A 25,407-nucleotide genomic window follows, 5' to 3' on the forward strand; every position below is an offset into this window, starting at 1 on the left:
GGATCGCCAGGCAAGGCCCTGCGGGCCTTTGCGCAGCCTCGCTGACGCTCGGCAGCGGCTACAGGGCCAGTGCCGATCCAAGATTGGTGTAGCCGCTGCCGCAGGCTCGGGCCGCGTTCGGACGAACGGCCCGTAGGGACGCAGCGTTCTCAAGCCCGACAGCGCTCCGACGGGAGATCGCCAGGCAAGGCCCTGCGGGCCTTTGCGCAGCCTCGCTGACGCTCGGCAGCGGCTACAGGGCCAGTGCCGATCAAGGTTTTGTGTAGCCGCTGCCACAGGCTCGGGCCGCGTTCGGACGAACGGCCCGTAGGGACGCGGCGTTCTCAAGGCCGATGAGCTCCCGACGGGGGATCGCCAGGCAAGGCCGGACGAGATCGGTTCGCAGCGCGCCGGCGCCAGCGGCTACAATTCGCGCTTATTGTCCTCGTGCGGAATACCTTTCATGTCCAACCTCGCCTCCACCCAGCCCAACCGCGGCTGGGCGTTCTGGTGCAAACCCCTGCTGTTCCTGCTGGTCGCCGCCATCGGCCTGTATTACGTGAAGTGGTCGCCCTACTACCTCAAGGCCTTTGTCGCCGCCGACAGCCACAGCATCGGCGCCTCGATCCTCAACGATCAGCAGAGCTCGCCCTGGAGCGCCGCCCTGGCCTATTCCCAGGTGTACTTCCTGGCCATCTGGAAGGCTGCGGTGCTGGCGGTGATCCTGGGTTCCCTGCTGCAGGTGCTGATTCCCCGGGATTGGCTGCTGCGCCTGTTCGGTCGTGCCGGCTTCGGCTCGACCCTGCGCGGCGGGCTGTTCGCCCTGCCGGGCATGATGTGTTCCTGCTGCGCCGCGCCGGTGGCTGCTGGCCTGCGCCGGCAGAAGGTTTCGGTGGGTGCGGCCCTGGCGTTCTGGATCGCCAACCCGGTGCTCAACCCGGCGACCCTGGTGTTCATGGGCTTTGTCCTGGGCTGGGGCTTTTCCGCCCTGCGCCTGGTGGCGGGCATTGTCCTGGTGTTGGGCGTGTCCCTGGTGGCGCAGCGTGTCGCCGGCCCCGAGCAACTGCCCGAAGCCGCGGTGGATGCGGTGGTGGAAGCCAGCACGGTGAACGACCAGCCGTTCCTCAGCCGCTGGGGCAAAACCCTGTGGCAACTGTTCTGGAGCACCATTCCGATCTACGTACTGGCGGTACTGGTGCTGGGCGCGGCGCGGGTCTGGCTGTTTCCGCATATCGACGGTGCCATGGGTGACAGCCTGTGGTGGCTGGTGCCGCTGGCGATCGCCGGGACCCTGTTCGTGATCCCCACGGCGGCAGAGATTCCCATCGTCCAGACCATGATGACCCTGGGCCTGGGCACCGGGCCGGCGGTGGCCCTGCTGATGACCCTGCCGAGCATCAGCCTGCCGTCGCTGCTGATGCTGCGCAAGGATTTCGATACCCGGGTGCTGGTGACCGTGGCCGTGCTGACCATGCTGGTGGGGATTGTCTGCGGGTTGATTGGTGCGGCGTTGTTGTAGGGCTGGAGGGCCCTTTCGCTGGCAAGCCAGCTCCTACGGTCGGTGGGGAGCTGCCCATGTAGGAGCCGGCTTGCCGGCGAAGGCGATCTCGCGGGCCCCTTCGCTGGCAAGCCAGCTCCTACGGTTGGTGGGAGCTGCCCTGTAGGAGCCGGCTTGCCGGCGAACGAATCAGCGCGGTGAGCGCTGGCGCAGGTAATCGAGCACGGCGCCGTGCTCGCCGCTGAACTCGATCCGCGCGCCCTTGCTCTCGCGCTGGAAGGCGTACATCGGGTCGTAGTATTCACCCAGCAAGCCTTCGATCCAGGCCCGGTGCCGTTCCACGTCGCCGCTGCGGGCCTGTTCCGCCAGCGCGGCTTCCATCAGCAGGAACAGGCGCTGGTGACGCTCGCCACCGAGGCGCTTGTGGATCTTGTTCAGGCTTTCCAGCAGGCGCTCGGCGAACAGCGCGAAGCCCTGTTCGCCATGCACCGCCACAAACTCGGCGCAGAGGTTGACCACGTAGTCGTCGAGGATCCTTTGCACCCGGTTGGCCAGGCTGTCCTCCAGCCAGACCATGGGCAAGCCCTGCATGCTCTGGTACAGCGGCAGCGGCAAGGCGCAACTGCCGATCATGCGGTTCTCGTCTTCCAGGACAAAGCTCTGCACGCCGCGCTCACGCTTTTTCAGCAGGTCCACCGCCAGGCGATTTTCGAAGTCGATGTTGCTCGGCTGGCCGGTGGCGCGGCGGCCGAAGCTGGAGCCGCGGTGGTTGGCGTGGCCTTCCAGGTCCAGGGCGTTGTCCAACTGGCCCAGCACTTGGGTCTTGCCGGTGCCGGTCATGCCCCCCAGGAGGACGAAATCGCACTGCTGCAGGGCCTGTTCGGTGGTGTCCAGAAGGAAGGTACGCATGGCCTTGTAACCGCCACCAACCCGCGGGTAGTCAATGCCCGCTTCCCTGAGCCACTGCTGGACGATCTGCGAGCGCAGCCCACCGCGAAAGCAGTACAGCAGGCCGTCGGGATGGGCCCGGGCAAAATCCGCCCAGGCCTGGATGCGCTGTTCCTTGATCGCGCCGGACACCAACTGATGGCCCAGGACAATCGCCGCCTGCTGGCCCTGCTGCTTGTAGCAGGTGCCGACCCGTTGGCGCTCCTGGTCGGTCATCAGGGGCAGGTTGAGCACCCCGGGAAAGGCGCCCTTGGTGAATTCGATCGGCGCGCGGGTGTCCATCATCGGCCGGTCGTTGAGGAAGATCTCGCGGTAGTCGGTGCAGTCCAGAGACATCAGAACACCTCGACCGCGTGGCTCTGTCGCTCCACCAGCTCGCCAATCGGCGCCAGTTCCAGGCCCAGTTCCGCCGCCAGGGCCAGGAATTCGGCATTGCCTTGCGGGGTTACCGCCACCAGCAGCCCGCCACTGGTCTGCGGGTCGCAGAGCACGCGCTTGTGCAGTTCCTGCACTCGCCCGACCTTGTCGGCGTAGCTGCTGTAGTTGCGCAAGGTGCCACCGGGCACACAGCCCTGGTCCAGGTAGTATTCGACCCCCGGCAGGCGCGGTACGCGGTCGTAGTGAATGCGCGCGGTCAGGCCACTGCCGTCGGCCATTTCCACCAGGTGCCCGAGCAGGCCGAAACCGGTGACGTCGGTCATCGCGGTCACCCCTTCGAGCTTGCCGAAACGGCTGCCGGGCTTGTTCAGGGTGCACATCCAGTCCCGGGCCAGGCCGATGTCGGCGCTGCGCAGCTTGCCCTTTTTCTCGGCGGTGGTAAGCACGCCGATCCCCAGGGGCTTGGTCAGGTACAGCAGGCAACCGGCGGTGGCGGTGTCGTTGCGCTTCATGAAGCGCTTTTCCACCAGCCCGGTGACCGCCAGGCCGAAGATCGGCTCCGGCGCATCGATGGAGTGCCCGCCCGCAAGAGGAATGCCCGCGGCGTCGCATACGGCGCGGCCGCCGCGGATCACCTCCCGGGCGATTTCCGGGGCCAGCACGTTCACCGGCCAGCCGAGAATGGCAATCGCCATCAGCGGGTCGCCGCCCATGGCGTAGATGTCGCTGATGGCGTTGGTGGCGGCGATGCGGCCGAAGTCGAAGGGGTCGTCGACGATGGGCATGAAGAAGTCGGTGGTGGAGACCACGCCGCGCTCTTCATCGATGGCGTACACCGCCGCGTCATCGCGCGAGGCATTGCCGACCCAGAGCTTGGGGTCGAGGTTCTGCGCCCCGCTGCCGGCCAGGATCACCTCCAGTACCTGGGGCGAAATCTTGCAGCCGCAACCGGCTCCGTGGCTGTACTGGGTCAGGCGAATCGGCTCGCTCATGGGGCACCTCGTCAAGTCTGGGACCGGGATTCTAGCAGAGCCCTCAGGCACTTGGCCGCGGCGTGCCCTGATGGAACAGCATCTGCCAGCGCCCCTCCTGGCAGCGCCACAGCGAGCTGCGCCAGGCACTGCTGGCCGCCCGCCCGGGCGCTGCGGCGTTATGGCACAGGTAGGTGGCCTGGGCCAGGTCGGCCCCCAGGCACTGCACGGCGAACTCGCTGATGCGCCGTTCGATGAACACCTGCTGCGGCAGGCTGGCCAGCACCTGGGCCTTGTCCCAGCGCCCGCCGCTGGCGCCAAACTCAAGAAAGTCCTCGGCCAGCAAGGCCTCCAGCGCCTGGCGATCGGCACGCACTTCGGCCTGTTGCAGCTGGCGTTCAAGCATCAGCAGGTGGTCGGACAGCTCCATGGTCACTCCCGAGGTGGTGGCGGGTAAGTGGCGCACTCTAGCATTACGCGCCTGCACCAGCGCCGGGCCTGGGGGGCGGGCATTGCCCAGGCCTGCAGCGCCCGGCCCTCCCCGCCATCGGCACGCACCCCGCCCCAAGCGCCAATCCCGCGGCCATTCACGCCTTTGTCGCAAGCCGCCGTTTCAAGTTGGTACGCCATATGCAAACGTTTGCGATTTGTAATTTCGTGGGTGTTCGCCGCCTTCTTTCGAAGTGTCGAGCACAAGGGACTTCACACTGCAAGAACAGGGACTTTCCATGCTCAACCCTCTGCGACGCCATGCGTCCTGCCGTACCCTGGCTGTTTCGTTGTGGCTGGCCGGCGTTACGGGTCTACCCAGCGCCTTCGCCCAGCCCCCCGCCGCCCCGGCGGACGACTCGGCCCAGGGCGAAAGCCTGAGCGCCGATGTGCAACCGGCCAAACAGGGCGCCTACCTCTCCGACTGGTACAACCAGGACCTGATGCTCATCGGCAGCAAGGACATCAGCTTCGGCCCGCGCCCGGCAGACGACATCTACCTGGAATACGAATACTTCGGGCGCAAGGGCCCCTTCGAGCTGTACGGCTACATCGACCTGCCGAAGATCCTCGACATCGGCAACAGCCACGACAAGGGCATCTGGGACCACGGCTCGCCGCTGTTCATGGAGCACGAGCCGCGAATCTCCATCGACTACCTGGCCGGCCGCAGCCTGGCCATCGGCCCGTTCAAGGAGTGGTACGTGGCCTTCGACTGGATCTACGACCACGGCAGCCGCACCGCCAACCGCGCCAACACCCTGTACAGCGGCCTGGGCACCGACATCGACACCCATTCGCGGGTCAACCTCTCGGCCAACTTCTACGGCCGCTACCAGTGGGAAAACTACGGCGCCAGCAACGAATACTCCTGGGACGGCTACCGCGCCCAGCTGAAATACATCGTGCCCATCGACAGCTTCAGCAACGGCGCCTCGCTGACCTACATCGGCTTCACCAATTTCGATTTCGGCTCCGACCTGCACAAGGACAACCCGGCCCGCACCGCCAATGCCACGGTGGCCACCAACGTGCTGCTCTATTCCTTCACCCACCTGCGCTTCACCCTGGTGGGCCGCTACTTCCACAACGGCGGCAACTGGGAGGATGGCAGCGTGCTGAATTTCGGCGACGGCGAGTTCCGCGCCCGCTCCAATGGCTGGGGCTATTACGCCGGGGTTGGCTATCAGTTTTAAAGCAGCGGCAAGACAAGAACGGTTGCGATGAGTTGCAACCTGGATCAGGCAGGATAAGCGCCGGTTAACGGCAGTCATGGAGGTTGTATGCGTGGGATTCAAAAGGTTTCGTGGGCAATGGGCTTGAGTGCACTGGTGGCTAGCGGCGCCTGGGCCAGTGAGGCACCGATCAAGCCCAAGGTGGTGCTGATCAGCATGTTCGCGCCGGAAGCGCAGCACTGGATCGAGCGCCTGGAGCTCAAGCGCGAGATCCGCGTGCCGGGGCTGGCGGCGGAGTATCCGGTGATTCGCTGCAACGACCAGGACGTGTGCCTGTTGACCACGGGCATGGGCCAGACCAATGCCGCGGCGTCGACCCTGGCCCTGGCGCTGTCGCCCAAATTCGACCTGCGCAAGAGCTATTTCCTGATTGCCGGGATCGCCGGCATCAGCCCCCAGCACGGCACCATCGGCACCGCCGCCTGGGCCCATTACCTGGTGGAGTTCGGCACCCAGTGGGAAATCGACTCCCGGGATGCGCCCGAGGGCTGGCCCACCGGCTACCTGGGGATCAACACCAAGGGGCCCAACGAAAAACCGCCCCTGGACTACAAGACCGAAGTCTTCGAGCTGAACCCCAAGCTCCAGGCCAAGGCCTTCGCCCTGAGCCGCAACGTGGCCCTGAGCGAGAGCAAGGAGTCGGCGGCCTGGCGCCTGAAATACCCCAAGGCCCCGGCCAACCAACCACCGGTGGTGACCCGCTGCGACACCCTGGCGGGCAACACCTGGTTTTCCGGCACCCGCCTGAGCGAACGGGCGGAGGTCTGGACCCGCTTGCTGACCGACAACAAAGGCACCTATTGCACCACCCAGCAGGAAGACAACTCCACCTACGAAGCCTTGCTGCGGGCCAGCCGCGAGGGCCTGCTGGACATCCAGCGCCTGGCGGTGGTGCGCGCCGGTTCCGACTTCGACCGCCCGGCCCCAGGGGCCAGCGAAGTGGACAACCTGCTCAAGTACGCCGACCAGGGCGGCTTTGTCCCGGCCCTGGAAAACCTCTACCGGGCGGGCAATCCGCTGGTGCAGGACATCCTCGGCAACTGGTCGGCCTGGGAAAAGGGCGTGCCCGAGACCTGATTTCTCTCCCGGGAGCGGCCAGGCGGCGTTCCGCTTGCCGGCGATGGAGGTCTCAAGGCCCTCTTCGCCAGCAAGCTGGCTCCTACACAGGACACACAGCGCGCGCATCCCCCGTAGGAGCCGGCTTGCCGGCGAAAGCGATCTCAAGGGCCTATTCGCCAGCAAGCTGGCTCCTACACAGGACACACAGCGCACGCATCCCCCGTAGGAGCCGGCTTGCCGGCGAAGGCGATCTCTGGGCCCCTTCGCCAGCAAGCGGGCTCCTACGCAGGGATGGCTGCTGCGCTCAGGGGATGAGGATGATTTTTTCGCCGCGCCCCTGGTTCACTTCGGCATAACGCTCCAGCCCCCGCTCCAGCGGCGATTCCACCAGGCCTTCCGGCAGCGGCAGCAGGCCTTCATCGAAATAGCGGCCGAACTGCTCCAGCATCGCCGCGCAAGCTTCTACGCCATACAACAGCGAGTTGATCCCCACCACCGAGCCACCCTTGCGGTACAGCGCCAGGGCCGGCAGTTGCACATGGCCGTCCACCGGGGCGGCGATGATGGCGATGCGGCCAAAGGTGGCCAGGGCCGGCACCGAGGCCGGCAGCCAGAAGCCGGTGGTGTCGAAGATCACCTCGGCACCGCCGGCATAGACTTCGGCCACCTGGGCCGCCAGGGTTTCCGGCTGTTGCAGGTGCAAGGTCGGGTAGCCCTGGGCTTCAAGCGCCTGGACCTGCTCCACCCGGCGCGCCGCCGCCAGCACCCGGGCGCCGCGCACCTTGGCCAGGGCCAGGGCCGCCGAGGCCACCGCGCCGCCGCCGATCACCAGCAGCCGGGTGTCACGGGCTACGCCACTGCGCTCCAGGGCATCCCAGGCCGTGGTGTAGGGCACCCCGAGGCTTGCGGCCTGGGCAAAGCTCAGGTGCCGTGGCTTGCGGGCCACGCCCTGGGCGGACAGCACCACGTACTGGGCATGGCTGCCGTCGGCGAAGAAGCCCAGCTCCTTGCCGGTGCCCCAGACTTCCTGGCCCAGCAGTTGCGCCGGCCCCTGCTCCACCACCCCGGCAAAGTCCCGCCCGGGCACCCGCGGCAGTGTGGTGTAGGGAAAGCGCCCGAGGACGTTCTTCACATCACTGGGGTTGAGGCCCGCGGCCTTGATGCGCACCAGCACCTGGCCAGCACCCGGTACCGGGGTGGGCAGGTCCACTACGTGCAGGGCCGCGAGGTCGCCGGTGGCGGAAAATTGCAGTGCTTTCATCGTCGGTTCCATGAGTCGGGGGGAAAGAAAAAATGCGTGTTCAGGACAGCCAGCTGCCGAGCAACTGGCGCCCCAGGGGCCACAACTGCTCACCGCCGAGCATGCCCAAGAGGCCAACCAGGGCAATTGCCGGTGGCGCCGGAGAACGCACCTGCAAGGCGCCGTAAAGCAGGCCGACCAACAGGCCGGCGGCCAGGGAAATCAGGTAGTTCATGCTGCGCTCCAGAGGCCGTGCGGCTCATGCCGGGGTGAAGTGGCGTGTGCGGCACAGTCTAGGTGGCACGGTCCCGCGGCATCGGCCAAGTGCTTCAGGATTTCGGCCAAGGCCGAAACCCTGGCGGTCGCTCGGCTGGCGTCCGCCTGATGCACATCCGGCGCTCTCCGGATCTTCACGTCTCCTGCGACGGAGTGCCGCCCAGAGCGTTCGTCCGAACGCGGCCCGAGCCTGCGGCAGCGGCTACACGACGCCAGGCACTCCCTGTAGCCGCTGCTGAGCCTGCGAAGCTGCGAAAAGGACCGAAGGGCCTTGCTTGGCGATATCCCGACGAACCTATGGCGGCTTTGAGATTGCCGCGTCTCCTGCGGAGCCGTTCGTCCGAACGCGGCCCGAGCCTGCGGCAGCGGCTACACCTGGCTGGCGCTGGCGTACTGGGAAGGCGCGACACCCAGTTCCCGGCGGAACATGTCGCTGAAGCTGCTGGGGGAATAACCCAGCTCCCGGGCAATGCGGCTCACCGGTACACCCTGGATCAGCTCCGCGGCAGCGGTGGCCAGTTGCACCTGGCGCCGCCATTCGGCAAAGCCCACGCCCAACTGCTCCTTGAACAGCCGTGCCAGGGTGCGCACGCTGGCCCCCGCCGCATCGGCGTGCTGTTCAAAGGAGATGGCCAGGGACGGCGCCGCCATCACCGCCTGGCACAGGCTGCCCAGGCGCCGGTCGGAGGCGTCCGGCAGGGCTATCTTCAATTGCGAGCGACGAGCCCGGCGCAGTTCCAGCAGGGCCAGCCCCACCAGCGCCTCGTAATACTCCGGCTGCGGCGGGTCAAGTTCCACCAGGCGCACGATCAATTCGCGCAGCAGGTTGTCCACCTGCAGCACCTGGACGCTGGGGTCCAGGGTCGCCGCCAGGGACGGGCGCAGGTAGATGTTGCGCATCTGCAGGTCGCTGACCACGCGAATCCCGTGGCTCACCCCCGGCGGCAACCACACCGCGCGCTGGGGCGGCACCACCAGGGCTTCATGGGGCGTCTCGACCCACATCACCCCGCTCATGGCGTAGAGCAACTGGCCCCAATCGTGTTCATGGGGCTCGATGAACAAGCCCCGCGGATAGGTGCGGGCCAGGGGTTGCACCGGGATCGCGGGGTCGCTGAGGTCGGGGGGTGCGGCTAGGGCCATGGCAAGGTCGCAGCAGGTCGGCGGGCGCCCATGGTAACCAGCCCCCCGGGGCGCCGCCAACCGCTACCGCGCCCATCCGGATGAAGGCCTGGGCGCCGCTCGGGAATCCATTCGGATAGAGCGGCTGGCGGCCCATGACCGTCGGTAGCCCGGACGGACAATCAGAGTGAATTTTTCCGCCGCGCCAGGATCACTAAAAGATCACAGGGAGGAACAAAGGCTTTATGAACAACGCAAAACTTTTCGTCATCGAATACACCCTCCACGGCGCCCCCAAGTCCTTCATCATCCGCCAGGAAAAGATGGACAACGCCGAGGCCTGGCACTGGGCCAGTTGCGACGCTGGAGTGGGTCGGATAGGACGTTTCGGCCGCGAACGGGTGAAGAAGACCAGCAAGCCCATGGCCGAAAAGTTCGGTATCGAAAACGTCACCTGGCGCCCTTCGGTCTAGGACGCAGCAACGCGGGTGGAGCCGCACGGCCCCACCCGCCGATCCCCTCTCAGCCGTGGGCGCCCTTGGCGCATTTGCAGCCTTCGGTGGAAGCGCAAGGCTCGCCGTGGGCATGATGGTCGGCGCACGCCTGGCAGCAGTAGTGCTTGCCGTGACGGACGATGGCATGGGCGCCCAGCTTGCAGGTGCAGGCCGGGCAGGCACAGGTTTGCGTGGACATGGCATGGCTCCTAGGGTTCAAGGCTCGGGCCTTTGGGCGGGTGCTTCACCGAGCGCCCCGCTCGGGCCGAGTCCCCACAGGTTAGGCCAAGGCACCGCCCGGCCAGGGCGCACGCGACTGATGGTCGGCCCCTCACTCCCAGCCCTGCAAACGCAAGGTAGCGCGCACCAGCCGCTGTTCTTCGTCCTCGATGTCCCTGAGGTTGCGGGCAATGCCCTGGATATGCGCCACCGCCGCCTTGCGCGCCTGTTCCGGCAGGCGCCCGGTGACTGCGTTGTACAGCCGCGCATGCTGGCGGTCGATCTGGCGCTTGGGCGCCGGGCGGTGATAGAGGTTGTTGACCGAGGCGAACACCGAGTTCAGCAGCAGGTCGGTGAGCGAGCCCAGGGTCTGCACCAGCACCGGGTTGTGCGAGGCCTCGCAGATCGCCAGGTGAAAGGCGTGGTCCAGGCGCGCCAGGGCGGCGGGCTCCAGGGCCTGTTCATGGGCCTGCAGCAGGGCCTGGTAGGCGCGCTCGATCAGCACGAAATCCGCTTCGGTGCCGCGCAGGGCCGCCAGCCGCGCCGACTCGCCTTCAAGCAGGCTGCGCACTTCCAGCAGGTCGTAGAGGGTGCGGGGCTGGGAGCTGAACAGATGCATCAGCGGCGACTGCGCCGCCGGGGCCGACAGTTGCGCCACCTGGGAGCCGCGGCCCTGTCGAGTGTCGATGATGCCCCGCGCCCGCAGCAGTTTCAGGCCCTCGCGCAGGGCCGTGCGCGAAACCCCGAGCTTGGCCGTCAGGCGCCGTTCCGAGGGCAGCAACTGGCCGGTCTTGAATACCCCGTCGACGATCAGCCGCTCGATCCGTGCGCAGACCAGGTCCGCCACCTGGGGCCGACGCCCCGCTTGCGTGTCCTGCATGCTTCCTCCCACTGGTATGACCAGCCCTGTGCCATTTGTCCGGCTATTCCTGCGCGCCCGCCAAGCTTTTGAAAAACCTGATCTTTCGGAAAAACCCCGGCCTGCCCTGGAAAACAAAGTGGTTCGACCACTGCCAACGCACATGGACACTAAAGCCCGCCGGGCCAATCATGCAAGGCAGCCGTACAGCATTCGCGACCTGATAAAAACCACACAAGGTCCTTAGCCGCCATGACGATTCTCTACGACGAACGCCTCGATGGCGCCCTGCCCGACGTCGACCGCCAGGCCCTGATCCAGGCCCTGCGCCAGCAGCTACCGGAGCTGGAGCTGCTGGACCAGGAGCAACAGCTCAAACCCTACGAATGCGATGGCCTGAGCGCCTACCGCAGCACGCCGATGCTGGTGGCCCTGCCCCGGCACCTGGACCAGGTGCAGCGCATCCTGCAGATCTGCCACGCCCACCGGGTGCCGGTGGTGGCCCGGGGCGCCGGCACGGGCCTGTCCGGTGGCGCCCTGCCCCTGGAAAAGGGCCTGCTGCTGGTGATGGCGCGCTTCAAGGAAATCCTCCAGATCGACCCCGCCGCCCGTTGCGCCCGGCTCCAGCCCGGGGTGCGCAACCTGGCGATCTCCCAGGCCGCCGCGCCTTGGGGCCTGTACTACGCCCCCGACCCCTCTTCGCAGATCGCCTGTTCGATTGGCGGCAATGTCGCGGAAAACGCCGGCGGCGTGCATTGTCTGAAATACGGCCTGACCGTGCACAACCTGCTCAAGGTCCAGATGCTCAGCGTCGAAGGCCAGCCCCTGACCCTGGGCAGCGAGGCCCTGGACGCGCCGGGCTTCGACCTGCTGGCGCTGTTCACCGGCTCCGAAGGCCTGCTGGGGGTGATCACCGAAGTCACGGTCAAGCTACTGCCCAAGCCGCAGATCGCCAAGGTGCTGCTGGCGGCCTTCGACTCGGTGGAAGCCGCCGGCCGCGCCGTGGCCGACATCATTGCCGCGGGCATCATCCCCGGCGGCCTGGAGATGATGGACAACCTGGCGATCCGCGCCGCCGAGGACTTCATCCATGCCGGCTACCCGGTGGACGCCGAGGCCATCCTGCTGTGCGAGCTGGACGGCGTGGAAGCCGATGTCCACGACGATTGCGAGCGGGTGCGCCAGGTGCTGGAACGGGCCGGCGCCAGCGAGGTGCGCCTGGCCCGGGACGAGGCCGAGCGCGTGCGTTTCTGGGCCGGGCGCAAGAACGCCTTCCCGGCGGTGGGGCGCTTGTCCCCGGACTACTACTGCATGGACGGCACCATTCCCCGCCGCGAGCTGCCGGGGGTGCTGCGGGGCATCGCCCGCCTGGCCGACGAACACCAACTGCAGGTGGCCAACGTGTTCCATGCCGGCGACGGCAACATGCACCCCTTGATCCTGTTCGACGCCAACCAGCCCGGCGAGCTTGAGCGGGCCGAGGCCCTGGGGGGCAAGATCCTCGAACTGTGCGTGGCGGTGGGCGGCAGCATCACCGGCGAACACGGGGTGGGCCGGGAGAAAATCAACCAGATGTGCGCCCAGTTCAACCACCACGAGCTGACCCTGTTCCACGCCATCAAGGCGGCCTTCGACCCCAGCGGCCTGCTCAACCCGGGGAAAAACATCCCGACCCTGCACCGCTGCGCCGAATTTGGCGCCATGCACATCCACCACGGGCAACTGCCCTTCCCCGAACTGGAGCGATTCTGATGAACGTGGCCAGCGATTTCGACGCCGCCAAGACCTTGCTGGAACAGGTGCGCGATGCCTTGGCGAGCGACACCGCGCTGCGCATCCAGGGCTCCAACAGCAAGGCCTTTCTCGGCCGCGAGAGTGCCGGGGAAATACTCGATACCCGCAGCCATCGCGGCATCGTCAGCTACGACCCCACGGAACTGGTGATCAGCGCCCGGGCCGGTACGCCGCTCGCCGAGCTGCACGCCACCCTGGACGCCGCCGGGCAGATGCTGCCCTGCGAACCGCCGTCCTTCGGCGCGGGCGCGACCCTGGGCGGCATGCTCGCCAGCGGCCTGTCCGGGCCGCGCCGGCCCTGGGCCGGGGCGGTGCGCGATTTCGTCCTCGGCACCCGGGTCATCAGCGGCAGCGGCCAACACCTGCGGTTTGGCGGCGAGGTGATGAAGAACGTCGCCGGCTATGACCTGTCACGGCTGATGGCCGGCAGCTACGGCTGCCTGGGGCTGGTCACCGAGGTCTCGCTGAAGGTCCTGCCCAAGCCCCGGCAATGCATGAGCCTGAGCCTGGAAATGGACCGCCAGCGGGCCCTCGCCCAGCTTGCCGAATGGGGCCAGCAGCCCTTGCCCATCAGCGCCGCCTGCCATGACGGCGAACGCCTGCACCTGCGCCTGGAGGGCGGTGAAGGCTCGGTGGCGGCGGCCCATGACCGGCTCGGCGGCGAGCCCCTGGACCCGGGCTACTGGAGCCAGCTCAACGAGCAGCAACTGGACTTCTTCAACCCCGGCCTGCCGCTGTGGCGCCTGTCGGTGCCGCACAACACCCCGCTGCTGCCCCTGCCCGGCGAACAACTGCTGGACTGGGGCGGCGCCCAGCGCTGGCTGAAGACCGATGCCACGGCCGCCGACATCCGCGCCGTTGTCAGCGCCGTTGGCGGCCACGCCAGTTGCTACAGCCACGGCCTGCTGGACAGCCCGTTCCAGCCCCTGGCGCCGACCCTGCTGCACTACCACCAGCGCCTCAAGGCCCAACTGGACCCGCAAGGGATCTTCAACCCCGGCCGACTCTACGCGGAGCTCTAGACCATGCAGACCACCCTCAGCCCCGAGGCCCGGCAACTGCCCCGGGCCGCCGAAGCCGAGCGCATCCTGCGCAGTTGCGTGCATTGCGGCTTCTGCAACGCCACCTGCCCCACCTACCAGTTGCAGGGCGATGAGCTGGACGGCCCGCGGGGGCGCATCTACCTGATCAAGCAGGTGCTCGAAGGCGCCCCGGCCACCGCCCAGACGCAGCAGCACCTGGACCGCTGCCTGTCGTGCCGCAACTGCGAAAGCACCTGCCCTTCCGGGGTCGACTACCACAACCTGCTGGACATCGGCCGCGCCGCGGTGGATGCCGCCCTGCCCCGGCCCGCCGGCCAACAATTGTTGCGCCGCGGCCTGCGGGCGCTGAGCGCCAACCCGCAGCTGTTCAAGGCCCTGATCCATGGCGGCAGCCGCCTGCGCCCGCTGCTGCCCCAGGCCCTGCAGGACAAGCTGCCGCGCCAGGTGCCCAGCGCCAAACCGCGTCCGCCCCTGCGCCATGCACGGCGCGTGCTGCTGCTCGAAGGCTGCGTGCAGCCGGGGCTGTCACCCAATACCAACGCCGCCGCAGCGCGGGTCCTGGATCGCCTGGGCATCAGCGTGCAACCGGTCAGCGAGGCCGGCTGCTGTGGCGCGGTGGACTATCACCTGGATGCCCAGCAAGCCGGTCTGCAGCGCGCCCGGCGCAATATCGACGCCTGGTGGCCGCACCTGCAACTGGGGGCCGAAGCCATCGTCCAGACCGCCAGCGGTTGCGGCGCCTTCATCAAGGATTACCAGCACCTGCTGGCCCATGACCCGGCCTACCGCAGCAAGGCCCAGCGCGTCAGTGCCCTGGCCCGGGACCTGGTGGAAGTGCTGCGGGACGAACCCCTGGAACAGCTCGGCGCCCACAGCGACCAGCGCCTGGCCTTCCACTGCCCCTGCACCCTGCAGCACGCGCAGAAGCTCGGCGGCGCCGTGGAAAGCCTGCTGCAACGCCTGGGCTTTCACCTCACCGCGGTGCCCGACAGCCACCTGTGCTGCGGTTCGGCGGGCACCTATTCGCTGACCCAGCCGGCGCTGGCGCGGCAACTGCGGAACGACAAGCTGCAGGCCCTGGAAAGCGGCCAGCCGGACCTCATTGCCACCGCCAATATCGGCTGCCAGAGCCACCTCGACGGCGCCGGCCGGACCCCGGTACGGCACTGGATCGAAGTGCTGGAAGCCGCCCTGCCCTGAACCTCACGCCCCTGGAGCTCGCCATGCAGCACAAAGCCGTACTGGGTCAAGACGAAGCCCGCCGCATCCTCGCCGCCGCCCGCGCCGAGGCCCAGCGCCACCGGTGGGCGGTGAGCATCGCCGTGGTCGACGACGGCGGCCATCCCCTGGCCCTGGAACGCCTCGACGGCTGCGCGCCGATCAGTGCCTATATCGCCACCGAAAAGGCCCGCACCGCGGCCCTCGGCCGGCGCGAAACCAAGGCCTACGAGGACATGGTCAATGGCGGGCGCAGCGCCTTTCTCTCGGCGCCGCTGCTCACCTCCCTGGAAGGCGGCGTGCCGATCCGCGTCGGCGGCCAGGTGGTCGGCGCGGTGGGGGTTTCCGGGGTCAAGGCCGGTGAAGACGCCCAGGTGGCACTGGCTGGCGCCGCGTGCCTGGAGGGCGATTGAAGCGGGTTCAGGCGCGGCGCACGCTGCTGCGGTACATGAACAGCAGCGCCAGGGTCAGGCACAGCATCGCCAGCAGGCGGCTGGGCGACAGTTCGATGGCCGGGTTGCCGAACCAGCCGAAGTTGTCGATCAGCATGCCCATGCCCAACTGCCCGAGAATCACCGCCACCGTGGCCACCGCAGTGCCGACCCGGGGCACGGCTCCCACCATCACCAGCATGTAGACCACGCCGAACAGCGCACCGGTCAGTTGCCATTTCGGCGCCTGCAGCAGGCTCATGGCCTGGGGCGGCTGGAAAAACACGATCAGCAGCCCGGTGATCAGGGCACCCACGGCAAAGGTCAGCAGGCTGCTGCGCAACACACCGACGCTTTCCCCCAGGCGGCCATTGATCGCCGCCTGCACACTCAGCACCGCACCGGCGGCCACCACCACAACCAGCAATAGAAACAGATTCATCTTCAACCTCGGGCAATCAGGATCAGGGCCAGCACAATCAGCGCCAGGGCCAGCCAGCGTTCGGCATTGACCGGCTTGCGGGCGCTGCCGAACCAGCCGAAATGGTCGATCAGCACGCTTTTGCCCACCTGCCCGGAAAGGATCGCGATCATGGTCATGGCAATGCCGATATGGGGCGTGGCCAACGTCAGCACCACCACGTAGATCGGCCCCAGCACCCCGCCCAGCAACTGCCAGCGCGGCAACTGGCTGAAGGCCGGGCCGGGCTGCGGGCCGCTGAACAACAGCAGCAGCAACAGCAGCGCCGTGCCCACGCCGAAGATGCTCAGGGTCGCCCACAAATGGCCCACCTGGCTCCCCAGCGGGCCCAGCAGACCGGCCTCCACCGACAGGCCCATGCCCGCCAGGATCACCAGCGGCAACAGCATCAGACGCTGCCAGCCGGCAGCGGGTACAGCGCTCGCCACCGGGTTGGGCAGCGGTACTTCTATGGTTTCAGAGGACATGCAACACCTGCTCGACATCAAGGAATGGCCGGCATTATCGATTGCGCAAGCTTTGCGATAAATGGGAGCATGCCGACAACACCTTTGCGCAAAACGCACAGCAGGATCGACCCATGCACGGCTTCAACGACCTCGGTTTCAAGGCCCTGCGCCTGTTTATCGCCGTGCTCGACCAGGGCAGTTTTTCTGCCGTGGCGCGCCGCGAGGGGCTGGCGCCCTCGTCCATTTCACGGCAGATCCAACTGATGGAACAGGCCCTGGGCCAGCAGTTGCTCTACCGCCACACCCGCGCCGTCAGCCCCACCGAGGCCGGGCGCCTGCTGGGGCACCACGCGCGGCGGGTGCTGGCGCAGTGGGAGGAAGCCGAACAGGCGTTGCAGGAACAGCAAGACGAGCCGGCCGGGCTGGTGCGGATCAACGCCCCGGTGGTCTTTGGCCAGCGCCACCTGTCGCCCTGGCTCGGTGAACTGCACGGGCGCTACCCGAAGCTGCAGCTGGATATCCAGCAGACCGACCGCTACATCGACCCCTTGCAGGACGGCACTGACCTGCTGTTTCGCATCGGCACCCTGGAAGACTCCTCGATGCAGGCGCGCCTGCTGGCCCCGCAGCGCTACCGGGTAGCGGCCAGCCCGGCGTACCTGGCCCGGCACGGCACCCCGCAGCATCCGGAGCAACTGCAGCGGCACCAGTGCCTGGCCTACAAGGGCGAGACCGGCCAGCAGCGCTGGTTCTTCCGCCAGGGCCGGGCAGACTGGACGCCCTACAGCGTCAAGGGCCCGCTGACCGGCAACCACGCCGACACCCTGACCCAGGCCGCCGAACAGGGCCTGGGGCTGGTGATGTTCCCTTCCTGGCTGATTGGCGAAGCCCTGCACCAGGGCCGGCTGGTGGCGCTGTTCGAAGACTTCGACGTGGCCACCAGCCTCGAACCGCAACAGATCGCCGCCCTCTGGCCCGGCAGCCGACGGCTGTCAGTGAAAGTGCGCACGGTGATCGACTTCTTCGTCGAGAAATTCGGCCCCGAGCCCTACTGGGACCGCCGCCCCACCCCGTAGGAGCTGGCTTGCCAGCGAAGGCAGCGGCAAGACTTGTGCAGAGTCCAAGGGCCCCTTCGCCGGCAAGCCGGCTCCTACAAGAGCGCGCCATTCATCCACCCGTAGGAGCTGGCTTGCCAGCGAAGGCGGCGGCAAGGCTTGTGCAGGATCCAGGGGCCCCTTCGCCGGCAAGCCGGCTCCTACAGGGCCATTTGCAGGATCAGCCAGGCATTGGCCGCGCTGATGATGGCGAACAGGCTCCAGGCGAGGATCCGGGTCGGCCAGCGGTTGACGAACTCGCCCATCAGGCGCCGGTCGTTGGTCATGCGGATCAGCGGGTACAGGGCGAACGGCAGTTGCAGGCTGAGCACCACCTGGCTCAGCACCAGCAACTGGCCCACGGCGCCGTCACCCAGCAGCCAGACGCCGATGAACGCCGGGATCAGGGCCAGCCCACGGGTGATCAGGCGCCGCTGCCAGCAGGGAATCCGCAGGTTCAGGTAACCCTCCATGATCACTTGCCCGGCAATGGTCCCGGTGAAGGTCGAGCTCTGCCCCGAAGCCAGCAGCGCCACGCCGAACAGCACGCTGGCCAGGGCCCCGCCCACCAGCGGGTCGAGCAGGTGGTAGGCGTCCTGGATCTCCACCACATCGCTGTGGCCGGTGTTGTGGAAGGCCGCGGCGGCGAGGATCAGGATCGCCGCGTTCACCAGCAGCGCCAGGGCCAGCGAGCCGATGGTGTCGATCCGCGCCAGCTTGATGGCGTCGGCGCGGCTGGCGCGGTCGTTGCCCACCAGCCGGGTTTGCACGACGGAGGTGTGCAGGTAGAGGTTGTGGGGCATGACCGTGGCGCCGAGGATGCCGATGGCCAGGTACAGCGGCGCGGCGTCGCCGATGGCCGAGAGCGAGGGTACAAAGCCCCGGGCCACGTCCGGCCAGTAGGGCTTGATCAGCAGCAGCTCGATGAAGAAGCACACGCCAATGGTCGCCACCAGCGCCAGCATGATCGCCTCCAGCCGGCGGAAGCCGCGGTTCTGCAGGGCCAGCACCAGCAGGGTGTCGAAGGCGGTGATGACGATCCCGGTGCTCAGGGACACCCCCAGCAGCAGGTGGAACGCCAGGGCGCAGCCCAGCACTTCGGCCAGGTCGGTGGCGATGATCGAAACCTCTGCCAGCAGCCACTGGGTGCGCGCCGAACGGGTGCTGTAGCGCTCGCGGCAGAGCTGGGCCAGGTCGCGCCCGGTGGCGATCCCCAGGCGGGAACACAGGCACTGCACCGCCATCCCCGCCAGGCTCGCCAGCAGTACCACGAACAGCAGGTTGTAGCCGTAGCGCGAACCGGCCTCGATGGCCGTGGCCCAGTTGCCGGGGTCCATGTAGCCGATGGAAATCAGCAGCCCGGGGCCGGCAAAGCGCAGCAGGCGGCGCCACAGGGAAGCGCCGGGGTCGACGGCGACGGAACCCGCCACCTCCGGTGGGCAAAAGGGCGCGGTGGCGATTTTCGGCAAGCTGAATTTCACGGATATTTCCCAGGCGGATTGGCGCAGGGGCCCAGCTTAGACGTTTCAATGCGGGCACCCAAGCCTGAATTTACCCCGCCAAGGCGAGTATGCTGCGCAGGTTGTGCCCTGCGCCGAAACATTCGGCAGTGAGTATTTTCTGGCCCAAGGTAGCCCTGTGAACAGCACTGCGACGCCCCCCGAACCTCTGCCCCCTTTCCTGCAACCCGGCGACCGGGTGCTGCTGTTCGATGGCGTGTGCAAGCTGTGCAATGCCTCGGTGCGCTTCGTCATCCGCCACGACACCCAGCGGCGGATCAAGCTGGCCTCGGTGCAATCGCCCCATGGCCAGGCGCTGCTGGCCTGGTTCGGCCTGCCCACCGAACAGTTCGACAGCGTGCTGCTGATCGAGGAAGGCCGGCTGTCCCAGCGCTCCGATGCGTTTATCCGCCTGATGGCGCAACTGCCGGCGCCCTGGCGCTGGCTGCGGCTGTTGCGCGGGGTTCCCCGGCCGCTGCGGGATTGGGTCTACGACCTTATTGCGCGCAATCGCTATCGGTTGTTCGGCCGTCTCGACGTCTGTTTACTGCCGAGCCCGGATCACCAGGGGCGCTTTCTCGACGACCCGTCCTGAGGCCCCGACCCGGCCCGATCAGCCGGGCTGACGCCGGAAGAACAGCGTCACCTGCCCGAGCTCGAAGCCGAACTTGGTCATGTAGGAACGATTGGCCAGGGTGTTTTCGTCCAACAGGTACATCCAGTCGTCGAAGTGCACCTGGTAGGTCTTGCCATCCACCGGCAGGTTGAGCACGTAGCGCCAGCGCAGGGCATTGCCGGCGACCTCACCCCGGGCCTCGCCGACCACATCATCGGCGGTCCCGCGCCACAGCCCGGGCCCCGTGGGGACCAGGGTCCAGACCCGGGTCTGGCGGGTGCCGTCGCTGTAGGTGAAGTCTTCGTGCATGATGAATTTCTCGCCTTCGCTGCGGCTGTCGATCTGCACATGAAAGCGCTTGATCACCTCGCCGGAGCGCTTCTGGAACAGGCCCCAGGCCTCGACACGACCACTGAAGAACTGCCGCAGTTCCAGCTCGGGCTCCTGGTCACGGTACTGCTTGACGTCGGTGTCGCTGCATGCGACCAGGCCGAGGCACAGCACTAGCAAGTATTGCTTGAGCATGGAATATCTCCTGTGCTGCGCCCGCTATTGGCCCAGCAGTTGTGCGCGCAACTGCGGATTGCGCGTGCGCGGGTCGAGCCAGATGGCGAAAAACGCTCGGGCGAAGGCTTCGTCCTCGACCCTGTACTGCAAGCGCTGGTCGACAAAGAACTGCACCCCGCGCCCGGGCAGGAACACCCCGGTGATGCGCTGGCCCGGTTCGACATCGACGAAGGCGCGCTGCATCTGCGCCTGCCAGTCCTTGAGTTGCGCCGGGCTCACCGCGCTGCCGGACAGGCGCTGGATCTCGTCGAGGCTGGACTGCACCAGATCGCCGCGGCTGATCGTGCGTCGGTAGGTCAGTTCCAGGGCGAAGGGGCGATCGGCCGTCAATGGCAACGTCGTGCCCCAGAGCCGCGCGGTGTAGACCTTGAAGCCGAACCAGCTGAACTCACCGCTGCCCAGCAGCCGCGCATTGGGCAACGACTCTTGCCAACCAGCACTGGCCGTAGCGCTGAGCAGCACCAGCAGCCACAGCAACCGGGCCACGCCCACTCGCCGCCTGCGTTTCATTCAAGGCTGCCTGCGCAACAGCTGAAGAAACTCCTGGCGGGTGCTGGCCGACTCGCGAAAGGCCCCCAGCATTACCGAGGTGTTCATCAGCGAGTTCTGCTTCTCGACCCCGCGCATCATCATGCACATGTGCCGCGCTTCGATGACCACCGCCACCCCGGCCGCCCGGGTCACTTCCTGGATCGCCTCGGCAATCTGCCGCGTGAGGGTCTCCTGGATCTGCAGGCGTCGCGCATACATGTCGACGATCCGCGCCACCTTGGACAGGCCCAGCACTTTGCCGGTGGGGATGTAAGCCACATGAGCCTGACCAATGAACGGCAGCAAATGGTGCTCGCACAGGGAATACAACTCGATGTTCTGGACCATCACCATCTCGTCGCTGGTGGAGCTGAACAACGCACCGTTGACCAGTTCTTCGAGGCTGGTTTCGTAACCATGGCACAGATAACGCAAGGCTTTTGAGGCTCGCTGCGGGGTGTCCCGCAAGCCCTCGCGGGTCGGGTCTTCACCCAACCCCTGCAAAATGCCGTGAAAGTGCTGGGAGAGAGGATCGTGCATGGCGCATGGCTTCCGAAAGGCTGGCAGGGCGGGCAATTCCTTGCACGTGCCAAGGAAAAAAGGCCTCCGAGGTGGTCGACCACCTAACTGACCCAGCCCCGGTTCCACCCGGGCCTGACCTCGGAGCCCAAAAAGCGTGGGCAGCGACCGCCGCCCCTTGAAAAACTGAGCAGCTATCAGCACATCCCACACCTTAAAAACCTATACGACAAATTAATTTTTGTACAATTTTTATCGGCTAAAAATGCCTTTTAAGCCCAAATACTTGTACAAATAAACCTTTAATCGATTCAATACTTTTTATCTGTACAAGAAAAAACGACCCTGCACTTCACTCCCGACCACTTCCCTGCCTGCAGATACGCGCCAATCGCTTCGTTGGATGCTAGCGTGGCGCACCGTTCATCCGCCGAGTGCGCCCATGCTGCTGTTGAAACTGCTGACCGTTCCCGGATTTCTGTGGTTGATCTCCCTGGCGAGCAAGCGCTGGGGCCCGAATGTCGCTGGCTGGCTGGCGGGGTTTCCCGTGGTGGTGGGGCCGATCCTGCTGTTCCTGGCCCTGGAGCAGGGCCAGGTGTTCGCCACCCATGCCGCGGTGGCGGCCCTGTCGGCGGTGTTCGCGATGATCGCCTTCAGCGTCGCCTATACCCATGCCGCTCAGTGCTTCTCCTGGCCCGGGGCCCTGGCCATTGCGACCCTGGTGTGGGCCTTGCTGGCCACGGTCATCGCCCAGGTGCCGCCATCCCTGGGTTTTTCCAGCCTCTGCGCCGCCAGCGCCCTGCTCCTGGCCCCACGGCTGTTTCCGCCGGTGGGCGAACTGCCCCCCAGCCCGGGGCCGCGCTCCGACAAACTGCCCTACCGGATGCTCGCCGGTGCCCTGCTGACCCTGGCCGTGACCCTGTTGGCCAGCACCGTTGGCGAACGCTGGAGCGGCATGCTCGCGGTGTTCCCGGTGCTTGGCAGCGTCCTTGCGGTGTTCTCCCATCAGAGTCGTGGCGTGGCCTTCACCACTGTCCTGCTGCGCTCCCTGACCACCGGCCTGTACGCCTTCGCCGCCTTCTGCCTGGCCCTGGCACTGGCCCTGCCCCCGCTGGGCATGCTCGCCTTCGCGGTGGCGCTGGCAGCGTCGATGCTGGTCCTGGGGCTGAGCAAGCGGCTGTTGCGAGCCACTGTGCAGGAGCCGGCTGGCCGGCACAGGGGCCCTTGAGTCTTGCACCGGGCTGGCGGAAGTTTTCGCTGGCCAGCCAGCTCCTACAAGCCTTGGCTGGCCGTCATCGGAGCCGCGCTGAAAAATCCTTGTGGAGCAGGCCGCAACGGCCGTGGGATGATGCGCGCCTTTGATCACTGCCCGGAGATTGCGCATGTCATCTTTCGCTAGAAAAGCCCTGGTCCTGGTGTTCGCTACCGTGGCGGGCCTGGGCGCGCTGAACGCGGTCGCCGCCAGCAAATCCGCGGCCAGGCAGGCCTCGGGGGAGAAGGTCGCAGTCCTCGACGGCAAGCTCGCCTTCACCCTGCCCAAGGGGTTCAGCGCTTCGGTACTGCCGGCCGGCAGCGAGGCCAATGGCACCGAGGGCGCCAGCGGCACCCTGTATTCCAACGCCACCACCCGTACCGTGGTGATCGCGGCGCAGAACACCATTCCCCATGGGGCCAAGGTCCAGGACAACGACGCCGCCTTTCTCGATGACGCGGTCAGCGGCTTTCTCGCGCAACAGGCCGCGGCGCTGCCGGATTTCAGCAAGCAAAGCGAAAAGAACATGACCCTCAAGGGCCTTGGCGTGCGCCAGATCGACAGCACCGCCACCATGGGCGGCGGCCTGACCCTGAACTCCACCCTGATTGCCGGCTCCGGCACACGCATGGCGGTGATCCAGATAATTTCCCGGGCCACCGACAAGGCCGGCCACACCGCGCTGATGAAGCAGATCCTCGGTCAGTAGACCCCGTGCCGGCTCAGGGGTTGAGCCCCTGCAGCCAGCCCTTGAGGTCGTCGATCTCCGCTTCGCTGATGCTGTGCCCCAGGCCCGGGTAGGCATGGAACTGCGGTTGCAGTGACAACCCCTGCAGCAAGCGCTGGGCATCCACCGCATCGCTGTAGGGCAGGCGCTGGTCAAGGGTGCCATGGCCGATGAAGATGCCCAGGCGCTGCAGGCTCGGGTTGTTCTTCACCTGCGCTGCCAGCACCGGCAGGATCTTCCCGCTCAAGGCGGCGATGCCCCGCACCGACTGCGGATGGCGCAGGCCCACTTCATAGGCCATCACCGCGCCCTGGCTGAACCCCACCAGCACCACCTTGTCCGGCTGGGTCTGGTACTTGGCCAGCGCCGCGCGGACAAACTGGCCGATCAGCTCGGCGCCGCTGGCCAGCTCGCTGGTCACACCATCGTAGGGGCCCTGGCCCTTGCGGTGGAACCACTGGTAGCTGCCCTCCTCCAGGGTCTGCGGTGCCCGCACCGACACATAGGTGTAGCTCGCCGGCAGGCGCTGGCGAAGGCCGAACAGGTCGGCCTCGTTGCTGCCGTAGCCATGCAGGAAAATCACCAGCGGCTGGTTGCGCGGCTCGGCCGGGGCCTGCTCCAGGTACTTGAGCGGCAGGTCATCGTGCAGTGCATCGGCGGCCTGCACCCAAGGCGCGGCCAGCAGCGCCAACAGCGCCAGGTAGCGGATCATGTGTAGCTCCTTGAAGGGGTAAAAACGGGTCGCCAGAGCCTAGCACTGCCAGTCCCGAGCGTTCATCTGCCCAGCCCGCGCCAGGCCAGCGGCAAGCACAGCAGCACCGCCAGCGCAAACCCCACCTGGGACAGGTAGAAGGTCTCCAGCCACTGGCCATGGGCCGCCACGTAGAGGCTGTTGTGCAGCACATCCAGCAGGATGATTGCCAGGGTCAGCAGCAGGCCCCAGCGCGGGCGCACCAACAGCAGCAGCGCCGCCAGCGGATCGAACAGCGTCAGGGAGCCCCAGAAGGCCCGGCTGGCCAGGGGCGTGGCGGCGCCGTAGCCATAATCCCAGAGCAGGCCATGCTCGAAGGCGGCGCGCAGGTGATTGAACGTCGCCGCCAGCAGACACAGGGCGAACAGCAGGCGGATGCACAGCGACACTCGGGGCATGGGCACATCTGTCATAGGAGCCGGCTGGCCGGCGCAGGGCGTGACGCCGGATCAAGGGGTGGGCGCGCTGCAGCTTGCGCTGGCCAGCCAACGCCCGATCGCCCCCTGCGGTGGCGGTTCAGTCGTTGATCAGCTTGCCTTCACGAATCGCCTCGCGGCCGGCCACCTTGGCGAGCCAGATGCCCGGCTGGGTGTAGCGCCCACGGTCCAGGGCAAAGAGCACGCCGCTGGTGCCGGCACACACGGTGCTGACGCGATCGCTCAAGGGGTCCACCACTTCGAACAACGCATCGCCACGCTCCACCCACTCTCCGGCATCGCGCAGGAAACTGACCACGCCATGGTGGGGGGCGAACAGGTACTGAGTGCCTTCGAAGGGCATGCCTTCACAGCACTGCTGCGCAGCGGCCGGCCACTCGCCGCTGATCAGCCCCTGTTCGGCGAGAAACCCCAGGATGGCTTCGCAGTTGGCCCGGGCCTGCTGCACCCGGGTGTCGCCCATGCTGCCCAGCTCCAGGGTGGCGGCCAGGTTTGCCGGGGGAATCGCCGCCCGCGGAAAGTCCCGGGCCAGGCGCAGCCAGGGCGCGGAACAGGATTCATCGAAAGAGCTGCCGCCGGAGTCTTCGCACAACAGCGCCACCCCGGCCTTGAGCCGCGCCGCCAGGGACTGCCAGCGAGGCCAGTGCTGGGGCAAGGCATAGAGGTGGATCGCCGCTTCGAAATCGCAATGCAGGTCGAGGGTGATGTCGGCGTCGCAGGCATGGCGCAACAGCAAGCGATGCAGGGCTTGCAGCTGCGAATCAGCCGCTGGCAGCTCATCCAGCACCTGGACCATGGCCCGGCGGATCAGGGCGATATTGGCCGTGGCGTCGCCCCCCAGTTGCTTGCCGATCAAGTCGCCCACCGGGCCGCTGAGCTCGACGAAGGCGCGATTGAAATTCTTGCCGCTGCCCAGCTCGAAACGCCCCAGATGGCTGCCCTGCACCTGCTGGTCGAGGCCGATGGGATTGGCCACCGGCACCAGCTCGACCACAGCCTGCAGGCGCCCCTGGCTCTCCAGCTGCGCCAGGCGCTGCTTGAGCTCCCAGGCAGTGCGCATGCCGGGCAGTTCGTCGGCGTGCAGGCTGGCCTGGATGTACACCTTGCGCGGGCCGCTGCCAAAGCGGAACACACTGAGCTGGCGCTGGGTGCCCAGGTGGCCCCAGGGCAAGGAATGGTCGATGCGTTGCATGGCAACTCCGGAGATCAGAAAAAGGCGTGGCGCAGAATA

The 25,407-nt window shown here is 67.0% G+C and carries 29 protein-coding genes; 12 read left to right on the top strand and 17 right to left on the bottom strand.

Features of this window, described 5'->3' with window-relative positions; translation table 11 throughout:
* The first annotated feature begins 442 nt into the window (after positions 1 to 442).
* Positions 443 to 1,498, top strand: a complete 1,056-nt coding sequence (locus AC1RCO_RS28435; RefSeq protein WP_492618271.1) for a permease — start codon at positions 443 to 445, stop codon at positions 1,496 to 1,498.
* Between the two features lie 168 nt (positions 1,499 to 1,666).
* Here AC1RCO_RS28435 and mnmH read toward each other — a convergent pair whose 3' ends face one another.
* The 3 genes from mnmH to AC1RCO_RS28450 are packed head-to-tail and all read right to left on the bottom strand — an operon-like array spanning position 1,667 to position 4,240.
* Positions 1,667 to 2,761 (bottom strand): tRNA 2-selenouridine(34) synthase MnmH, encoded by a 1,095-nt coding sequence (gene mnmH, locus AC1RCO_RS28440; protein ID WP_258718377.1) that lies wholly within the window; start codon positions 2,759 to 2,761, stop codon positions 1,667 to 1,669.
* The gene (selD, locus tag AC1RCO_RS28445) at positions 2,761 to 3,795 is read right to left on the bottom strand and encodes a selenide, water dikinase SelD (protein ID WP_015635068.1); all 1,035 of its coding nucleotides are present in this window, start codon (positions 3,793 to 3,795) and stop codon (positions 2,761 to 2,763) included. Before selD ends, mnmH begins: the two co-directional genes overlap by 1 nt.
* Before the next feature lie 43 nt (positions 3,796 to 3,838).
* Positions 3,839 to 4,240, bottom strand: a complete 402-nt coding sequence (locus AC1RCO_RS28450) for a nuclear transport factor 2 family protein (protein WP_492618272.1) — start codon at positions 4,238 to 4,240, stop codon at positions 3,839 to 3,841.
* Positions 4,241 to 4,502: 262 nt separating this feature from the next.
* Here AC1RCO_RS28450 and AC1RCO_RS28455 point away from each other — a divergent pair, with 262 nt between their 5' ends.
* Together AC1RCO_RS28455 and AC1RCO_RS28460 are read left to right on the top strand one after the other, a co-directional pair.
* Positions 4,503 to 5,459 (top strand): nucleoside-specific channel-forming protein Tsx, encoded by a 957-nt coding sequence (locus AC1RCO_RS28455; RefSeq protein ID WP_015635066.1) that lies wholly within the window; start codon positions 4,503 to 4,505, stop codon positions 5,457 to 5,459.
* Between the two features lie 87 nt (positions 5,460 to 5,546).
* On the top strand, positions 5,547 to 6,575 hold the full coding sequence (locus AC1RCO_RS28460; RefSeq protein ID WP_492618273.1) for a purine-nucleoside phosphorylase: 1,029 nt from the start codon (positions 5,547 to 5,549) through the stop codon (positions 6,573 to 6,575).
* Between the two features lie 286 nt (positions 6,576 to 6,861).
* Here the strand turns inward: AC1RCO_RS28460 and AC1RCO_RS28465 are convergent, their stop codons facing one another.
* The 3 genes from AC1RCO_RS28465 to AC1RCO_RS28475 form a co-directional block, all read right to left on the bottom strand.
* Positions 6,862 to 7,818 (bottom strand): quinone oxidoreductase family protein, encoded by a 957-nt coding sequence (locus AC1RCO_RS28465; protein ID WP_011060572.1) that lies wholly within the window; start codon positions 7,816 to 7,818, stop codon positions 6,862 to 6,864.
* Positions 7,819 to 7,858: 40 nt separating this feature from the next.
* A complete protein-coding gene (locus AC1RCO_RS28470) occupies positions 7,859 to 8,032 on the bottom strand; it encodes a DUF1427 family protein (RefSeq protein ID WP_015635062.1) in 174 nt (57 codons plus the stop codon).
* A 410-nt stretch (positions 8,033 to 8,442) separates the two neighbouring features.
* On the bottom strand, positions 8,443 to 9,216 hold the full coding sequence (locus tag AC1RCO_RS28475; RefSeq protein ID WP_041117284.1) for an AraC family transcriptional regulator: 774 nt from the start codon (positions 9,214 to 9,216) through the stop codon (positions 8,443 to 8,445).
* A 224-nt stretch (positions 9,217 to 9,440) separates the two neighbouring features.
* Here AC1RCO_RS28475 and AC1RCO_RS28480 point away from each other — a divergent pair, with 224 nt between their 5' ends.
* Complete coding sequence (locus AC1RCO_RS28480) at positions 9,441 to 9,668, top strand: DUF6555 family protein (RefSeq protein ID WP_011060569.1); 228 nt, start codon at positions 9,441 to 9,443, stop codon at positions 9,666 to 9,668.
* A gap of 49 nt (positions 9,669 to 9,717) precedes the next feature.
* On the opposite strand, the gene AC1RCO_RS28485 is transcribed toward AC1RCO_RS28480, so the two are convergent.
* Together AC1RCO_RS28485 and glcC are read right to left on the bottom strand one after the other, a co-directional pair.
* Entirely contained in the window at positions 9,718 to 9,888 is a 171-nt protein-coding gene (locus tag AC1RCO_RS28485) for a hypothetical protein (protein ID WP_015635060.1), read from the bottom strand.
* Between the two features lie 132 nt (positions 9,889 to 10,020).
* The gene (glcC, locus tag AC1RCO_RS28490; RefSeq protein WP_011060568.1) at positions 10,021 to 10,788 is read right to left on the bottom strand and encodes a transcriptional regulator GlcC; all 768 of its coding nucleotides are present in this window, start codon (positions 10,786 to 10,788) and stop codon (positions 10,021 to 10,023) included.
* Between the two features lie 231 nt (positions 10,789 to 11,019).
* On the opposite strand from glcC, the gene glcD reads away from it, so the two are divergent.
* The 4 genes from glcD to AC1RCO_RS28510 are packed head-to-tail and all read left to right on the top strand — an operon-like array spanning position 11,020 to position 15,235.
* Positions 11,020 to 12,519 carry a glycolate oxidase subunit GlcD gene (gene glcD, locus AC1RCO_RS28495; protein WP_492618274.1) on the top strand — a complete coding sequence of 500 codons (1,500 nt, stop codon included), beginning with the start codon at positions 11,020 to 11,022 and terminating at the stop codon, positions 12,517 to 12,519.
* A complete protein-coding gene (glcE, locus tag AC1RCO_RS28500; RefSeq protein ID WP_492618275.1) occupies positions 12,519 to 13,583 on the top strand; it encodes a glycolate oxidase subunit GlcE in 1,065 nt (354 codons plus the stop codon). Before glcD ends, glcE begins: the two co-directional genes overlap by 1 nt.
* A 3-nt stretch (positions 13,584 to 13,586) precedes the next feature.
* Complete coding sequence (glcF, locus tag AC1RCO_RS28505; RefSeq protein ID WP_220224125.1) at positions 13,587 to 14,804, top strand: glycolate oxidase subunit GlcF; 1,218 nt, start codon at positions 13,587 to 13,589, stop codon at positions 14,802 to 14,804.
* Positions 14,805 to 14,827: 23 nt separating this feature from the next.
* Positions 14,828 to 15,235 carry a heme-binding protein gene (locus tag AC1RCO_RS28510; RefSeq protein ID WP_065363563.1) on the top strand — a complete coding sequence of 136 codons (408 nt, stop codon included), beginning with the start codon at positions 14,828 to 14,830 and terminating at the stop codon, positions 15,233 to 15,235.
* A gap of 7 nt (positions 15,236 to 15,242) precedes the next feature.
* On the opposite strand, the gene AC1RCO_RS28515 is transcribed toward AC1RCO_RS28510, so the two are convergent.
* A complete protein-coding gene (locus AC1RCO_RS28515) occupies positions 15,243 to 15,695 on the bottom strand; it encodes a DMT family transporter (protein WP_041117272.1) in 453 nt (150 codons plus the stop codon).
* A 2-nt stretch (positions 15,696 to 15,697) separates the two neighbouring features.
* Complete coding sequence (locus tag AC1RCO_RS28520; RefSeq protein WP_011060562.1) at positions 15,698 to 16,201, bottom strand: DMT family transporter; 504 nt, start codon at positions 16,199 to 16,201, stop codon at positions 15,698 to 15,700.
* A gap of 113 nt (positions 16,202 to 16,314) precedes the next feature.
* On the opposite strand from AC1RCO_RS28520, the gene AC1RCO_RS28525 reads away from it, so the two are divergent.
* The gene (locus tag AC1RCO_RS28525) at positions 16,315 to 17,259 is read left to right on the top strand and encodes a LysR family transcriptional regulator (RefSeq protein WP_492618276.1); all 945 of its coding nucleotides are present in this window, start codon (positions 16,315 to 16,317) and stop codon (positions 17,257 to 17,259) included.
* Positions 17,260 to 17,438: 179 nt separating this feature from the next.
* Here the strand turns inward: AC1RCO_RS28525 and AC1RCO_RS28530 are convergent, their stop codons facing one another.
* Entirely contained in the window at positions 17,439 to 18,737 is a 1,299-nt protein-coding gene (locus tag AC1RCO_RS28530; protein WP_161467262.1) for an Nramp family divalent metal transporter, read from the bottom strand.
* Between the two features lie 178 nt (positions 18,738 to 18,915).
* Between AC1RCO_RS28530 and AC1RCO_RS28535 the strand changes: the two genes are divergently transcribed.
* Positions 18,916 to 19,371 carry a thiol-disulfide oxidoreductase DCC family protein gene (locus AC1RCO_RS28535; RefSeq protein ID WP_401401953.1) on the top strand — a complete coding sequence of 152 codons (456 nt, stop codon included), beginning with the start codon at positions 18,916 to 18,918 and terminating at the stop codon, positions 19,369 to 19,371.
* Between the two features lie 18 nt (positions 19,372 to 19,389).
* On the opposite strand, the gene AC1RCO_RS28540 is transcribed toward AC1RCO_RS28535, so the two are convergent.
* From AC1RCO_RS28540 to folE, 3 genes are read right to left on the bottom strand one after another with little or no spacing between them, the layout of a single operon-like run.
* Positions 19,390 to 19,917 (bottom strand): DUF3833 domain-containing protein, encoded by a 528-nt coding sequence (locus AC1RCO_RS28540; RefSeq protein ID WP_492618277.1) that lies wholly within the window; start codon positions 19,915 to 19,917, stop codon positions 19,390 to 19,392.
* 24 nt (positions 19,918 to 19,941) lie between these two features.
* Entirely contained in the window at positions 19,942 to 20,469 is a 528-nt protein-coding gene (locus tag AC1RCO_RS28545) for a chalcone isomerase family protein (RefSeq protein ID WP_220224122.1), read from the bottom strand.
* A complete protein-coding gene (folE, locus tag AC1RCO_RS28550) occupies positions 20,470 to 21,030 on the bottom strand; it encodes a GTP cyclohydrolase I FolE (RefSeq protein ID WP_019093528.1) in 561 nt (186 codons plus the stop codon).
* 421 nt (positions 21,031 to 21,451) lie between these two features.
* Between folE and AC1RCO_RS28555 the strand changes: the two genes are divergently transcribed.
* Positions 21,452 to 22,237, top strand: a complete 786-nt coding sequence (locus AC1RCO_RS28555; protein ID WP_492618278.1) for a hypothetical protein — start codon at positions 21,452 to 21,454, stop codon at positions 22,235 to 22,237.
* Positions 22,238 to 22,391: 154 nt separating this feature from the next.
* Entirely contained in the window at positions 22,392 to 22,970 is a 579-nt protein-coding gene (locus AC1RCO_RS28560) for a DcrB/PsbP domain-containing protein (RefSeq protein WP_220224120.1), read from the top strand.
* Positions 22,971 to 22,983: 13 nt separating this feature from the next.
* On the opposite strand, the gene AC1RCO_RS28565 is transcribed toward AC1RCO_RS28560, so the two are convergent.
* From AC1RCO_RS28565 to AC1RCO_RS28575, 3 genes are all read right to left on the bottom strand, one after another.
* A complete protein-coding gene (locus tag AC1RCO_RS28565; protein WP_011060553.1) occupies positions 22,984 to 23,700 on the bottom strand; it encodes an alpha/beta hydrolase in 717 nt (238 codons plus the stop codon).
* A gap of 62 nt (positions 23,701 to 23,762) precedes the next feature.
* Positions 23,763 to 24,137: a hypothetical protein gene (locus AC1RCO_RS28570; RefSeq protein ID WP_026020012.1), complete on the bottom strand. Its 375-nt coding sequence runs from the start codon at positions 24,135 to 24,137 to the stop codon at positions 23,763 to 23,765.
* A gap of 118 nt (positions 24,138 to 24,255) precedes the next feature.
* The gene (locus tag AC1RCO_RS28575; RefSeq protein WP_492618279.1) at positions 24,256 to 25,368 is read right to left on the bottom strand and encodes a succinylglutamate desuccinylase/aspartoacylase family protein; all 1,113 of its coding nucleotides are present in this window, start codon (positions 25,366 to 25,368) and stop codon (positions 24,256 to 24,258) included.
* Between the last annotated feature and the right edge of the window lie 39 nt (positions 25,369 to 25,407).

It is taken from the genome of Pseudomonas sp. GW823-FHT03E05 (assembly GCF_058796855.1).

Bases quoted from the DNA above. Each gene is read 5' to 3' on its own strand.
- AC1RCO_RS28435 (WP_492618271.1), top strand. From the start codon at position 443: ATGTCCAACCTCGCCTCCACCCAGCCCAACCGCGGCTGGGCGTTCTGG.
- mnmH (WP_258718377.1), bottom strand. From the start codon at position 2,761: ATGTCTCTGGACTGCACCGACTACCGCGAGATCTTCCTCAACGACCGG.
- selD (WP_015635068.1), bottom strand. From the start codon at position 3,795: ATGAGCGAGCCGATTCGCCTGACCCAGTACAGCCACGGAGCCGGTTGC.
- AC1RCO_RS28455 (WP_015635066.1), top strand. From the start codon at position 4,503: ATGCTCAACCCTCTGCGACGCCATGCGTCCTGCCGTACCCTGGCTGTT.
- AC1RCO_RS28460 (WP_492618273.1), top strand. From the start codon at position 5,547: ATGCGTGGGATTCAAAAGGTTTCGTGGGCAATGGGCTTGAGTGCACTG.
- AC1RCO_RS28465 (WP_011060572.1), bottom strand. From the start codon at position 7,818: ATGAAAGCACTGCAATTTTCCGCCACCGGCGACCTCGCGGCCCTGCAC.
- AC1RCO_RS28470 (WP_015635062.1), bottom strand. From the start codon at position 8,032: ATGAACTACCTGATTTCCCTGGCCGCCGGCCTGTTGGTCGGCCTGCTT.
- AC1RCO_RS28475 (WP_041117284.1), bottom strand. From the start codon at position 9,216: ATGGCCCTAGCCGCACCCCCCGACCTCAGCGACCCCGCGATCCCGGTG.
- AC1RCO_RS28480 (WP_011060569.1), top strand. From the start codon at position 9,441: ATGAACAACGCAAAACTTTTCGTCATCGAATACACCCTCCACGGCGCC.
- AC1RCO_RS28485 (WP_015635060.1), bottom strand. From the start codon at position 9,888: ATGTCCACGCAAACCTGTGCCTGCCCGGCCTGCACCTGCAAGCTGGGC.
- glcC (WP_011060568.1), bottom strand. From the start codon at position 10,788: ATGCAGGACACGCAAGCGGGGCGTCGGCCCCAGGTGGCGGACCTGGTC.
- glcD (WP_492618274.1), top strand. From the start codon at position 11,020: ATGACGATTCTCTACGACGAACGCCTCGATGGCGCCCTGCCCGACGTC.
- glcE (WP_492618275.1), top strand. From the start codon at position 12,519: ATGAACGTGGCCAGCGATTTCGACGCCGCCAAGACCTTGCTGGAACAG.
- glcF (WP_220224125.1), top strand. From the start codon at position 13,587: ATGCAGACCACCCTCAGCCCCGAGGCCCGGCAACTGCCCCGGGCCGCC.
- AC1RCO_RS28510 (WP_065363563.1), top strand. From the start codon at position 14,828: ATGCAGCACAAAGCCGTACTGGGTCAAGACGAAGCCCGCCGCATCCTC.
- AC1RCO_RS28515 (WP_041117272.1), bottom strand. From the start codon at position 15,695: ATGAATCTGTTTCTATTGCTGGTTGTGGTGGTGGCCGCCGGTGCGGTG.
- AC1RCO_RS28520 (WP_011060562.1), bottom strand. From the start codon at position 16,201: ATGTCCTCTGAAACCATAGAAGTACCGCTGCCCAACCCGGTGGCGAGC.
- AC1RCO_RS28525 (WP_492618276.1), top strand. From the start codon at position 16,315: ATGCACGGCTTCAACGACCTCGGTTTCAAGGCCCTGCGCCTGTTTATC.
- AC1RCO_RS28540 (WP_492618277.1), bottom strand. From the start codon at position 19,917: ATGCTCAAGCAATACTTGCTAGTGCTGTGCCTCGGCCTGGTCGCATGC.
- AC1RCO_RS28545 (WP_220224122.1), bottom strand. From the start codon at position 20,469: ATGAAACGCAGGCGGCGAGTGGGCGTGGCCCGGTTGCTGTGGCTGCTG.
- folE (WP_019093528.1), bottom strand. From the start codon at position 21,030: ATGCACGATCCTCTCTCCCAGCACTTTCACGGCATTTTGCAGGGGTTG.
- AC1RCO_RS28555 (WP_492618278.1), top strand. From the start codon at position 21,452: ATGCTGCTGTTGAAACTGCTGACCGTTCCCGGATTTCTGTGGTTGATC.
- AC1RCO_RS28560 (WP_220224120.1), top strand. From the start codon at position 22,392: ATGTCATCTTTCGCTAGAAAAGCCCTGGTCCTGGTGTTCGCTACCGTG.
- AC1RCO_RS28565 (WP_011060553.1), bottom strand. From the start codon at position 23,700: ATGATCCGCTACCTGGCGCTGTTGGCGCTGCTGGCCGCGCCTTGGGTG.
- AC1RCO_RS28570 (WP_026020012.1), bottom strand. From the start codon at position 24,137: ATGCCCCGAGTGTCGCTGTGCATCCGCCTGCTGTTCGCCCTGTGTCTG.
- AC1RCO_RS28575 (WP_492618279.1), bottom strand. From the start codon at position 25,368: ATGCAACGCATCGACCATTCCTTGCCCTGGGGCCACCTGGGCACCCAG.